We start from the raw sequence: 12355 nt of genomic DNA on the forward strand, positions 1-12355 counted from the left end.
TAAGGGGTGAGGAAACTCATCCTTTTTATTATTGACAATAGATATCAAAATGATATCATAAGTGTATCAGGAGGTGCTTATCATGACAGAAAAAGTTTTAAGCAACAAAAAGAATGGCATGGCCATGATGATATTATGGATCGTTTTATATATTGTCGCATTATTAATGACAATACTTGGTGCTGCATTAATTTGGCCACTATTTATTATTGGTGTTGTTTGGCTATGTATTGGTTGGATTCCATTTCTTGGTTTAAAAGTATTGAAGCCACAAGAAGCCTTAGTCTTAACATTATTTGGTAAATATGTAGGTACTTTAAAGGATGCGGGTTTCTATTATGTGAACCCATTTTGTCAGGCTGTGAATCCTGCCGCAAAGACAAAATTAAATCAGAGTGGAGATGTGGATGATGGTTCTAAGAAGAGTATTGCCCAAGCACAAGACATTAAAGATATAGTTTCTAAAAAAGTATCTTTGAAGATCATGACTTTAAACAACAATCGCCAAAAGATCAATGATTGTTTAGGAAATCCTGTTGAGATTGGAATTGCCGTTATGTGGCGTGTTACAGATACCGCAAAGGCTGTATTTAATGTGGATAACTATAAGGAATATTTATCTTTACAATGCGATAGTGCATTACGTAATATTGTTCGTATTTATCCTTATGATGTAGCTGAAAATGTAGATACAACAGGTGATGGTATTGCTGATGAAGGAAGTCTTAGAGGTTCTAGTGAAGTGGTTGCGTCTAGAATTCGTGATGAAATTCAAAGTAAAGTAAAAGATGCAGGTCTTGAAATTATTGAGGCAAGAATTACATACTTGGCTTATGCACCAGAAATCGCTGCAGTTATGCTACAAAGACAACAGGCAAGTGCGATTATTGATGCGCGTAAGATGATTGTGGATGGAGCTGTTGGCATGGTTGAAATGGCATTGGATCGTTTGAATGAAAATGGGGTTGTAGAATTAGATGAAGAAAGGAAAGCGGCTATGGTTTCGAACTTATTAGTCGTACTTTGTGGAAACCATGATGCGCAGCCAGTCGTTAATTCTGGCAGCTTGTATTAATGGAAAAGAAACAGATTCCTTTGCGTCTTTCAAAGAAATTATATGATCAAATCGCTTCATGGGCAGAAGATGATTTTCGCAGTGTCAACGGACAAATTGAATATTTGTTGACGGAGTGCGTGAAACAAAGAAAAAAGAATGGCAAATATGTCAGTGATACGATGGATGAGCCAATTGAATTGGATATCAAGTAAGAGAGTGTAGAGATACATTCTCTTTTTAACTTGAAAAAGTATATAAAAGTCATAAGTTTTACAGGATAAACCTTAAAAACATATTAAATAATGAACTTTATTTTGGTATACTGATAATAAAGAAGGTGATACTGTGATAATTAAACGACCTAAATATATAGAAGCTATAACTCCATTTATTGGTCAACCTTTAGTGAAAATTTTATCTGGTGTAAGACGTTGTGGAAAATCAACAATATTTGATATGTTGAAGGAAGAATTGCTTTCTTCTGGGATTGACAAAAAATGTATTATCACTAAAACATATACAGATATGGATATTGCACAGAATATTACGGCTAAACAAATGTATGATGAACTCGTTTGTGTAACAAAGGATAATGTATATTCATATTTGATTTTGGATGAGATTCAAGAAATATCGGGATGGGAAAAGGTTGTAAATTCTTTGTTGGAAAAAGGAAATTTCGATATTTATGTGACTGGTTCAAATTCAAAATTAATGTCAAGTGAGATCTCAACTTATCTAACCGGAAGATATGTACAAATACCTGTATACACATTATCGTTTAGTGAGTATTTACAATTTAAATCTAAGAGTCAATTGTCAAAAAGAGAGTTGTTGAATGAGTATATACGTTTTGGTGGTTTTCCTGTTGTCGCATTAAATGAGTATGAATCCAATATGGCATATCAAATTGTGAATGGTATATATTATACCGTTGTTTCTAGGGATATCGTAAATCGTCATCGTATTCATAAACAAGAATTATTTGATCGTGTTGTTAGATATGTAGTAGAAAATACAGGGAAAACATTTTCGGCAAATTCAATTTCTAAATTTTTAAAGAGTGAGAATCGACAACTTTCAAATGAAAGTATCTATAATTATTTAAGATGGTTAGAACAAGCCTTTATCATTTATCCATGTAGGCGATATGATTTACAGGGCAAAAACATTTTGAAAACACAAGAAAAATATTATTTGGCAGATGTTTCATTGAAATATGCTCTGTTTGGATATAATCGAAATATGTTAGATGCCGTAATGGAAAATATTGTATATTTAGAGCTAAAACGACGAGGCTATGATGTATATGTTGGAAAATTAGGGACTAAGGAAATCGATTTTGTTGCTATTTTAAGAGATGAAAAGATCTATGTACAAGTCTGTGTTCAATTACCGGAAAATTCAGATCGTGAAACTGAGAATTTGAAGGATATTCCTGATAATTATCCTAAGTATGTTGTAACTTTAAATGATTTGGATGTTGGAAATGATGAGGGAATTAAAATCGTACATTTACAAGATTTTTTATTGACAGATCGATGGATATAATAGTCAATTTGATCGAGTTGTACATTGTAATGCATATGAAAAAAACATAAAATACTCTACAAATAGGAGGTAAATTTACATATGTATACAAATAACTATTCAAATTCAGTAAGTACAAATTCATTATACAAAGTATACAGTTGGATGATGGTAGGCCTTGGCATTACGGCAATCACTTCAGCATTATTGTATGCTTCTGGAATATTCATGTTTATTATTCAGATTCCAATGATTTCATTATTGTTGTTCATCGTACAAATTTCATTAACGATTTCAATGGGACGTCAATTATCACGCAATACACCCGCTTCTAGTATGAAGACGATGTTTATTATTTATTCACTCACTATGGGAATCAATATGACATCATTGGCTTATGTTTATAGTGCAGGACAGATTGCAGCCGCCTTTGGTATTAGTGCTATCTACTTTGCGTGTTTAGCTATTATTGGAAAGACGACTAAAATGGATCTTAGTAAAGTCGGAAACATTTGTTTGATTGGTTTGATTGCGATGATCTTTAGTCAATTCTTCTTTATGCTTTTTAGAGTCAGTATGGACGTACGTCTATGGAGCGTGATAGGACTATTGTTGTTCACTGGACTTACGGCTTGGGACATTCAAAAAATGAATTATATGTTGAATGGCTATGAAGATGAAAAAATATCGTTATATATGGCGTTGCAGCTGTATTTAGATTTCTTGAATATCTTCTTATACATTTTAAGATTGTTAGGACGTAGAGATGATTAATTTCATCTCTATTTTTATGGTTGACAATGTAAACTAATATTGTATACTTTAATAGTTCACAAAATGAACTAAAGGAGTATGTATGAAATTATTAAAGAAAATAGGAATCACAATAGTATGTTTAGTATTGATATGTGGAATTGGCATTGTTTGTCTATTTCATAAGGAATATAGTTCGTTAAAATCATTAAAGAAAGTGGATGCTTATCCGATGTATACAATGGAGTATAGTGCAGATTATGGATTGGATGAATTTCTAGAAAAAGGTGCCAGCAATGATAAAGAGCTTGTGGAATTTGTGGTGAATCACGTAATGAAAGGCTTACCTTTAAGTATTAAGATTCCAGATTTAGGTTGTTCTACTTTTATTGCCCAAAATAAAGATTCAGGATATTTGTTTGGACGTAACTTTGACATGGACTATTCACCGAGTGTATTAGTAAAGACAAAGCCTAAAAATGGTTATGCATCTGTTTCAATGGTGAATTTAGGGTTTGTGGGATACGATGAAAAACATTTACCAGATACATTAAAGGATTCATTGGTAACTTTGGCAGCACCATATGCACCACTAGATGGAATGAATGAAAAAGGTCTTGCGGTAGGAGTATTATTGATTGATACAAAGCCTACAAATCAGAATACTAAAAAGGTAGATATCACAACGACAACAGCTATTCGTTTAATGTTAGATAAGGCAAAAAATGTCGATGAAGCATTAGAATTATTATCTTCTTATGATATGCATTCAAGTGCCAATAGTTGTTACCACTTCCAAATTTGTGATGCCTCTGGAAAGAGTGTTGTCGTAGAATATGTGGATGATGAAATGAAAGTAGTATATCCAGATAAGAATTATCAATGTGCTACGAACTTCTTACTGACAAATCCAGATGCAGAATTTAATTTTGGTCAAGACCGCTATCAAATTATTGACGAGAAACTAAATTCTACAAATGGAGTATTGTCGAAGGAAGAGGCTATGCAGCTTTTATCGGATTGCTCGCAAGATGCGCATAAGAATAAAAAGGGTGAAATTTCTAAAACACAATGGTCTTGTGTTTATGATTTGAAGAATAAGAAGGTCACGATTTGTGTAAATCAAAATTATGATACGAAATACACAATTTCTGTGCTAGAATAGTGCTATGAAAAAGAATGAACAAGTATTAGAAGCATGGCTTCAAATGACAACCGTTATTAATAATGAGAGAATTACACCAGATCTTCCTTACAACGAATCGATGATTTGTCGGTATTTATATCAAAATCAAGATTCGAATGTAACGGCAACCGATTTATGTAACTATATGCGCATGCAAAAATCGCAGATGAATCGTACGCTTACAAGTATGGAAAAAAAGAATTTGATTACACGTATTCGTAGTGAAGAGGATACGCGTAAAATCTATATTACATTAAATGATTCGATGCTTAAGATTTATAAAGCTCAACATGAGAAAATATTAGGAATCGTAGATCAGTTGTTTGAAAAGATTGGTTATGAAAGACAACCCGAAGTGATTGAATTGTTTGATTTGATTACACAAACCGCCAAAGAAATGTTGTAAAGATAAGCTGGACATCCAGCTTTTTCTTTTGTTTCATAAAGCCTTCTTTTTTGGTAGAATATAGATGGCGTTTGGGGAGGTTTTTATGAAAAAAACAAATTATGTAAAAGATGTATTGGTTGTATTATTAGGTAATTTTATGGTGGCAGTATCCGTTGCTTTTTTTGTTTTACCAAATAATACATTAACAGGAGGCGTAGCCGGTGTGGCAGTGGCATTAAAACCATTGTTGCCATTTATTCCATCGGTATGGTTGATCAACATATTAATGATTGGACTTTATATTGTGGGAGCCATTTTTTTAGGAAAGGCATTCGCATTGAAATCATTGATTTCAACATTTAGTTATTCGTTTTTCGTTTCTTTGTTGACTTATGTGACAACTTTATTTCCAAAAGATACATTTGTGATGCAACCCATGTTGGCAAGTATTTATTGTGGGTTGATTTCAGGTATTGGCTTAGGACTATGTTTTAGAGTAAACGCAAGTACTGGAGGAATGGATATTCCTGCATTATTGATTCATAAATATACACATATTTCTTCAGGAAATTCTGTGATGATCATTGATGCGTTAACTGTACTTTTAGGAATGTCTACATATGGTGTAGAACCTGCCTTGATTGGAGTTTTATCCGTATTCACATCTGGTTTTGCGATTGATAAAACAATTTTAATTGGTTCAAGTACAGCTATCAATTGTATGGTTATTTCAGATCAATGGGTTGAAATTAAAAATCATGTATTAGACAACATGCAACGTGGAGTAACTGTTTTAGAAGGTAAGGGTGGATATACAAATGAATCCAAACCTGTATTGATGATCGTTATTCCACAAAAAATGTATTCGAATTTAGAACATGAAATCATGCAGGTGGATCCAAGAGCGTTTATTATTGTAAATAGTGTCCATGAAGTGGATGGCGAAGGATTTACATATGAATTGGAGGATTTAAAGTGACGACAAAACTAGTAATTTGTGACATTGACGCGACGTTAGTTAATGAAAAGAAAGAATTGACACCAAGGACAAAGGCCGATTTAATTCAGCTTCATGAAAAAGGAATTTATTTTGGGATTGCCTCAGGTCGTCCGGCTGATGAATTAAAGCGCAATAAAGAGTATTGGAATCTACCTTTTGACTTTGATTTTGTGGTAGGAATGAATGGCGCAGAACTTTGGGATGGTGTGCATCAAAAATTCTATAGTTATTTCATGATGAAAAAGGAATGGTTAAAAGAAACCATGGAAATCATGAATGTTGTTGAATGTAATCCAATGATATATTGGGATGGAAAGATTCGTTGTGTTCATATTGATGATATGATGATTCATTCGGCTTCGACATCACATAAAGAATTGGAAGTTGTAAAATTAGAAGATTTCTATGCGCATGAAAACGCAAAAATCATGTTCCGTATGAAAGAAGAAGATATGCCTAAGGCAGAGGCTTGGGTAAAAGCACATCCAAATCCTTATTATCATGGTTTTAAAACACAATCTACATTGCTTGAATTTTGTGATAAAAGAATCAATAAGGGATATGGACTACAAAAAATATGTGAACTAAATGATTTAGATATAAAGGATGTTATGGCCTTTGGAGATACATCCAACGATAATGACATGTTAAAAGTAGCTGGTTGTGGTGTTTGTATGATCAATGGTACAGATGATACAAAGGCTTGTGCCAATGCCATCACAAAATACGATAATGAGCATGATGGCTTAGCTATTTATTTAGAAGAAAGTGGAATCCTATGCTAAAAGTATGCGTAATTGGAGGAGGTCCATCTGGATTGATGGCTGCCTATACGGCAAGTCTAGAAGGTCATCAAGTAGAATTATTTGAAAAAAATAAACAATTGGGTAAGAAATTACAACTCACAGGTCACGGGCGTTGTAATGTGACAAACAATTGTTCAAAGGATGAATTTTTTAAGCATGTTGTGCACAACGAAAAATTCTTATATAGTTCTTTTTCGCAATTTTCTAATGTAGATATGATCAAATTTTTGAAATCCCATGGACTACCTACCATTGAAGAAGATCATGGACGTATGTTTCCAGGATCAAATTCAAGTCAAGACGTTGTCTTATTGTTTGTTGAATTATTACGCAAAAATAATGTCATTCTTCATATGGATGAAGCGTGTACAGATTTAATAGTTGAAGACGATAGAGTTGTTGGAATCAAAACACACAAGGGAACATATTCATTTGATGTGGTCATTGTCGCAACGGGAGGAAAATCATTTGTATCCACAGGAAGTAGGGGAGATGGATATAAATGGGCAGAAGCACTGGATATAAAAGTGAGTAATCTATATCCTGGATTGGTTTCGTTACAAACAAAAGAAGGCTTTGATTTGGCAGGGTTATCTTTATCGAATGTTGGCATTCAAATAAAGAAAGATAAAAAAGTTCTTTATAAAGAATGTGGTGATATTTTATTTACCCATGAAGGATTAAGTGGCCCAGCAATTTTGGCGATGTCGAGTTATGTGATCAATAAAGATGCCAAAAGAATACTGTTAGATTTAATTTGTGATAAATCAATTGATGAAGTAGATGCATTATTATTAGAGAGAATGAATCATGCTTCCAATAAACAATTGAATCATATCTTAGAAACAATGATTCCTAAGCGATTGGTTCAATATGTGATGGAACGTTTACATATAGATTTGAATTTAAAAGCTAATGAAACAACAAAGAGCCAAAGAAGAAGTATTAGTGAATTGTTGAAGTGTTTAAGTTTTGAAATTTCTAATTTTGCCGGATTTGAACAAGCTATGATTACTGTGGGTGGAATCAAGACAAATCAAATTCAGCCTCAGACAATGGAGACTAAGAAAATCAAGGGTTTAAAGTTTGTAGGCGAAGTTTTAGATTTGGATGCACAAACAGGTGGATACAATCTACAAATCGCATGGACAACTGGATATGTTGCAGGAAGCACAATAAAAGAAGGGGCTAATTAAAGTCCCTTCTTAAATTTTGATGCAGGAATATGACAATAGGCACCTGGATTTTTATCCAGGTATTTTTGATGATATTCTTCGGCATTAAAAAAGTTTTGTAGTGGTTCAAGTTCAACAGCTAATTTTGAATCATATTTCTTTTGGATTTCATCATATTTGGCTTGAATCGTTTCTAAATCTGTTTCATCCACATAATAAATACCCGTGCGATACGAGATACCAATATCTTCACCTTGTTGATTGATGGATACTGGATCAATGATGTCAAAGTATAAATCTAAAATTTTAGATAGTGAAATTGTTTTGTCGTCATATTGAATTTCTAAAGTTTCTGCATGACCTGTAAGTCCTGCCTTCACATCTTTATATTCAGGATTTTGAGTTTTACCATTCGCATATCCTACGATTGTTTTTAAGATGCCATCAAATTGATCAAAATAGTGTTGGACACCCCAGAAACAGCCACCTGCTAAATAAATTGTTTTCATCATTTTAATTTATAATATTTTCCTTTCGAATCCTTTTTATATCGACCCACTTTTTTTGCGTAATCACTTTCAATCCATTTTGAAAGTTTACACTTCTTTTGTTTGTTGGCTAAGATGGGCATTAAATATTTGCTTAAATCATCAATCGATGCATAGCGCGTTTTGATTTTAGGATATTTTTTTAAGGCTTCTAAAACCTCTTCATCACTTGCCTCATTTGGCTTTTGGTTTGATGGTTGTTGTTTTTTTGGCTTTTGAACTTGTTTGGGCTGTTCTTCTTTTAATGGCAATAAAAATGGATCTCTTGTTTGTAAGATTTCGATATCGATGTCTTTGCCTTGAAACATTAAAGCTTGTTTAATGCCATGAAATCCTTGGTCGTTTGTGACAAGAAGAATTTTTTTAGGTATGACGTTGGCAACAATTTGACCGAGTAGTGTCGCACAATAGATGTCCGCAAAATTCTTTTGACTTTGGTGTGTATTGAAACAATAGGAATTAGGAAAATCTTTGGCAATCGCAAAAATTTGTTGCCATGCTTTTTGTCCTATTTTTTCAAAGTTTCCAAAGAAAAAGAATACGCTAGGACTTGTGGCATTTAGTGTATTAATATCGAATTGCTGGACATTTTCACAGTCAATACAATAGAGTGTATAGTCTTCAAAATTATCGATTTTTATATTTTGAGGTGAAAAACTCATGCATTGAGAAAATGTTCCAATTGAAAAATTAAGTTGTGACATTTCATTCATCCTTTCGCAAATAATTATAGCACAACATGGTATTCTTTCCTTTTATTTGTTATAATAAACTTCAAAGGGGGAGTTTTAGTGGCTTATTATCACATCTTAAAAGAACGTCGTACAAACCTAAAACTTTCCATTCAGGATGTTTCGAATCAGACGCGTTTAGCGCCTCAATATATACAAGCTATCGAAGAACATAACTTAGATGTTTTTTCGGATGATTTTTCTTTTGTTCGTTATTTTGTACATGCCTATTGCGATGCCATTGGTGTAAATTGGCAAGCTATAGCTGATGAAGTTGACATGGATATTAATGAAGTGGCTCATCAAAAAGATATGGCTTTGACCATGGCACAAAGACGAATGGTGCAGCAGATGGCGAGTGTTCAAAAGAAAAAGAAGTCATCGACTAAAAAGAAAAAATCGTGGTTTCAAAAACATGTAAGCCATACTAGTTCTTCTTTGAGTACAAATCAATCGCAATTGATCAAAGTGCTTGTCCTGATTGGAATCGTGGGTTTATGCGTTTTATCTGTTATTAATTTTGGGCTTCGTGCCATTTCAAATCAGAAATTGGCTACGCAAGAAGCATTGCGTCAAGAACAGCTTTCAAAAAAGGAGCAAGAAACCAATAAATTGGCAAATCAACGTCAAAAGGCAAAGGAAGCAGAGGCTTTAGTTGTTGAAAAAATGGATGGTGAAACCAATGCATATCAGCTTTCAAATATACAATCGGATGTTAAAAAATTAGATTTAAGTATTACATTACCAACAAAGTCAAAGATTACTTTGACAAAAGATGGTGAAACAATCAATGATGACACAAAAGTATATACAGGTACATTTACACATTCTTTAGAATTATCCGAGAATTGTACTTTTGAAATTAGTATTGAAACATATTCAGATAACTCGATCACGATTGATGGAAAAGAGATTTCTTTTGATAAAACAGATTGGCAAGAGGGTGAGCCTGCTGTCATAACTTTACAGGTTGGTAAAGGAAATCAAAAGGAGACTGAAGAATATTCGGAATATGATAGTGACTATGATTATGGTTACTCAGATGAATATTATGGACAAGAGGGGGATTATACATATGACCAAAATGAATATACCGAACAGACTAACGATTATTAGAATTTTATTAGTACCGGTGGTCGTAGCCGTATATTTATGTATGGATCCTACTATTTGTGTGATTGATGAAACAAGTGGCTTAGCCTTGCGAGATGTGATTGCGTTTGTGATCTTTGCGGTGGCTAGTATTACGGATTTCTTTGATGGAATGTTGGCGAGAAAGAACAATTGGATCACTTCATTTGGAAAATTTGCCGATCCAATCGCAGATAAGATGTTAGTCAACACCGTATTGATCTTGATGGTTTATTTTCATCAGGCCAATGTGATTGCCGTATTATTAATGATCGCAAGAGACTTGATTGTTGATGGTTTAAGAATGAGTGCTGCCAATTCTGGTGAAGTTGTAAGTGCAGGGATTTTTGGAAAACTAAAAACTGTACTACAAATGTTTGCGCTTGTGTTCTTATTGTTGAAAGATTGGCCATTTGTCTATATGGGTATTTGTATGGATCAAATTTTGTTGTGGGCAGCAACAGCGGCTTCTTTATATAGTGGATGGATTTATTTCAATCAATTAAAAAAATACGTTTTGGAGACGATGTAATGAATGATGCAAAACAACTAGTTTCTTTATGTACAGAAAATCATTTGACTATTTCTAGCTGTGAAAGTTTAACGGCAGGCTTATTTACAAGTACGATTGCTTCTATTCCTGGAGCAAGCGCCATGTTAAAGGGTGGCTTAGTGACTTATTTTACACCCATGAAAAGTGTATTGGCTCATGTGGATGTGGACTTAATTCAAAAACATGGTGTAATCAGTGAAGAGTGTGCGTATGCGATGGCTAAAAATACAAGACAAATTATGGATGTGGATTATTGTATTTCTTTTACAGGAAATGCTGGACCGGATGCTTGGGAAGAAAAACCAGCGGGAAGAGTATATTGTGCAATCGCATCAAAAAAAGCTATTCAAGTGTATGGTTTTCAATGTACAGGCTTATCTAGAAATGATGTTAGAGAACATGTTGTTATGCAGATGATAGATATATTGATTCAAACAATTCAAAAGGAGAATATATGCCAAAAGAAAAAGTAGAAACAAATAAAGATAAACTTTTAAGTGATGTTTTAAATGAAATCGAAAGAGAATATGGTAAAGGTTCTGTCATGAAATTAGGTGATAGAGCGGCCGTTGATATTGAACCGATTCCTTCAGGAAGTTTACTTTTAGATGATGCCTTGGGTATTGGTGGATATCCAAAGGGAAGAATTATTGAGATCTTCGGTCCGGAATCCAGTGGTAAAACAACACTTGCGTTACATGCCGTAGCTGAAGTTCAAAAAAAGGGTGGTCGTGCTGCATTTATTGATGCAGAAAATGCGATTGATCCTGTATATGCCAAAAATCTAGGTGTCAATATTGATGAGTTGATTTTGTCCCAACCAGATTCAGGTGAACAAGGATTAGACATTATGTTGATGCTTGTAGAAAGTGGAGCTGTTGATTTGGTTGTTGTAGATAGTGTTGCAGCTTTAGTTCCACAAGCTGAATTAGATGGAGAAATGGGTGATAATCAGGTTGGCTTACAAGCTCGTATGATGTCTAAGGCGATGCGTAAGCTTGCCGGGGCAATGAACCAAAATGATTGTACGGCCATCTTTATTAACCAGCTTCGTGAAAAAGTTGGTGTTATCTATGGAAATCCAGAAACAACACCGGGTGGTCGAGCTTTAAAATTCTACTCATCTGTTCGTGTAGACATTCGTAAGGCAGATGCCATTAAAAATGGTACGGATATTGTAGGTAATAAAGTTAAAGTAAAAATTGTTAAGAATAAGGTAGCTCCTCCATTTAAATCGGCTGTATTAGAAATTATGTATGGTGAAGGAATCTCCTATATAAGTGAACTTTTAGATTTATGCGTAGATGCCAATATTGTAAAAAAAGCAGGTGCATGGTTCAGTTATGAAGGCGAAAAGATTGGGCAGGGAAAAGAGGCTGCCAAAGCTTACATCAAGGCAAATCCAGAATTCAAATCAATGCTTGAAGAGAAATTAAAGGAGTTTAGAACAAACAAAGATGTTGAAGAATAAGAGTTCTGTGTAGAACTCTTATTTTC

At 33.8% G+C, this 12355-nt stretch carries 15 protein-coding genes; 13 read left to right on the forward strand and 2 right to left on the reverse strand.

The annotated features are described in order from the left end of the window. The first annotated feature begins 82 nt into the window (after positions 1-82). The 9 genes from Q0E86_RS00100 to Q0E86_RS00140 all read left to right on the forward strand — a co-directional run bounded on the left by Q0E86_RS00100 (position 83) and on the right by Q0E86_RS00140 (position 7916). Positions 83-1075, forward strand: coding sequence for an SPFH domain-containing protein (locus Q0E86_RS00100; protein ID WP_295753950.1), 993 nt, complete (start codon positions 83-85; stop codon positions 1073-1075). After that, positions 1075-1269, forward strand: a complete 195-nt coding sequence (locus tag Q0E86_RS00105; RefSeq protein ID WP_117573687.1) for a PTS ascorbate transporter subunit IIC — start codon at positions 1075-1077, stop codon at positions 1267-1269. The genes Q0E86_RS00100 and Q0E86_RS00105 overlap by 1 nt, the downstream gene beginning before the upstream one ends. A gap of 133 nt (positions 1270-1402) precedes the next feature. Further along, positions 1403-2608, forward strand: a complete 1206-nt coding sequence (locus Q0E86_RS00110; RefSeq protein ID WP_295753951.1) for an ATP-binding protein — start codon at positions 1403-1405, stop codon at positions 2606-2608. Positions 2609-2689: 81 nt separating this feature from the next. Continuing rightward, the gene (locus Q0E86_RS00115; RefSeq protein ID WP_295753952.1) at positions 2690-3361 is read left to right on the forward strand and encodes a Bax inhibitor-1/YccA family protein; all 672 of its coding nucleotides are present in this window, start codon (positions 2690-2692) and stop codon (positions 3359-3361) included. 82 nt (positions 3362-3443) lie between these two features. Then, a complete protein-coding gene (locus Q0E86_RS00120; protein ID WP_295753953.1) occupies positions 3444-4505 on the forward strand; it encodes a C45 family peptidase in 1062 nt (353 codons plus the stop codon). 4 nt (positions 4506-4509) lie between these two features. Further along, entirely contained in the window at positions 4510-4932 is a 423-nt protein-coding gene (locus Q0E86_RS00125; protein ID WP_295753954.1) for a MarR family winged helix-turn-helix transcriptional regulator, read from the forward strand. Between the two features lie 85 nt (positions 4933-5017). Next, a complete protein-coding gene (locus Q0E86_RS00130; RefSeq protein WP_295753955.1) occupies positions 5018-5893 on the forward strand; it encodes a YitT family protein in 876 nt (291 codons plus the stop codon). Then, positions 5890-6699, forward strand: a complete 810-nt coding sequence (locus Q0E86_RS00135; protein WP_295753957.1) for a Cof-type HAD-IIB family hydrolase — start codon at positions 5890-5892, stop codon at positions 6697-6699. Before Q0E86_RS00130 ends, Q0E86_RS00135 begins: the two co-directional genes overlap by 4 nt. Continuing rightward, positions 6693-7916 carry an NAD(P)/FAD-dependent oxidoreductase gene (locus Q0E86_RS00140; protein ID WP_295753958.1) on the forward strand — a complete coding sequence of 408 codons (1224 nt, stop codon included), beginning with the start codon at positions 6693-6695 and terminating at the stop codon, positions 7914-7916. The genes Q0E86_RS00135 and Q0E86_RS00140 overlap by 7 nt, the downstream gene beginning before the upstream one ends. Here Q0E86_RS00140 and msrA read toward each other — a convergent pair. Together msrA and Q0E86_RS00150 are read right to left on the reverse strand one after the other, a co-directional pair. Next, positions 7913-8407 carry a peptide-methionine (S)-S-oxide reductase MsrA gene (gene msrA, locus Q0E86_RS00145; protein WP_295753959.1) on the reverse strand — a complete coding sequence of 165 codons (495 nt, stop codon included), beginning with the start codon at positions 8405-8407 and terminating at the stop codon, positions 7913-7915. The genes Q0E86_RS00140 and msrA overlap by 4 nt on opposite strands. Continuing rightward, a complete protein-coding gene (locus tag Q0E86_RS00150; protein ID WP_295753960.1) occupies positions 8404-9147 on the reverse strand; it encodes a hypothetical protein in 744 nt (247 codons plus the stop codon). The genes msrA and Q0E86_RS00150 overlap by 4 nt, the downstream gene beginning before the upstream one ends. A gap of 87 nt (positions 9148-9234) precedes the next feature. Between Q0E86_RS00150 and Q0E86_RS00155 the strand changes: the two genes are divergently transcribed. Genes Q0E86_RS00155 through recA form a run of 4 tightly spaced genes read left to right on the forward strand, consistent with a single transcriptional unit; the run spans position 9235 to position 12329 of the window. Continuing rightward, positions 9235-10290 (forward strand): RodZ family helix-turn-helix domain-containing protein, encoded by a 1056-nt coding sequence (locus Q0E86_RS00155; RefSeq protein WP_295753961.1) that lies wholly within the window; start codon positions 9235-9237, stop codon positions 10288-10290. Then, entirely contained in the window at positions 10250-10837 is a 588-nt protein-coding gene (gene pgsA, locus Q0E86_RS00160; RefSeq protein WP_365914402.1) for a CDP-diacylglycerol--glycerol-3-phosphate 3-phosphatidyltransferase, read from the forward strand. The genes Q0E86_RS00155 and pgsA overlap by 41 nt, the downstream gene beginning before the upstream one ends. Next, positions 10837-11331, forward strand: a complete 495-nt coding sequence (locus Q0E86_RS00165) for a CinA family protein (RefSeq protein ID WP_295753962.1) — start codon at positions 10837-10839, stop codon at positions 11329-11331. Before pgsA ends, Q0E86_RS00165 begins: the two co-directional genes overlap by 1 nt. Further along, a complete protein-coding gene (recA, locus tag Q0E86_RS00170; protein WP_003864270.1) occupies positions 11313-12329 on the forward strand; it encodes a recombinase RecA in 1017 nt (338 codons plus the stop codon). The genes Q0E86_RS00165 and recA overlap by 19 nt, the downstream gene beginning before the upstream one ends. Positions 12330-12355 lie beyond the last annotated feature (26 nt).

It is taken from the genome of uncultured Holdemanella sp., from assembly GCF_934754935.1.
In the GTDB taxonomy this organism is placed as follows: domain Bacteria; phylum Bacillota_I; class Bacilli_A; order Erysipelotrichales; family Erysipelotrichaceae; genus Holdemanella.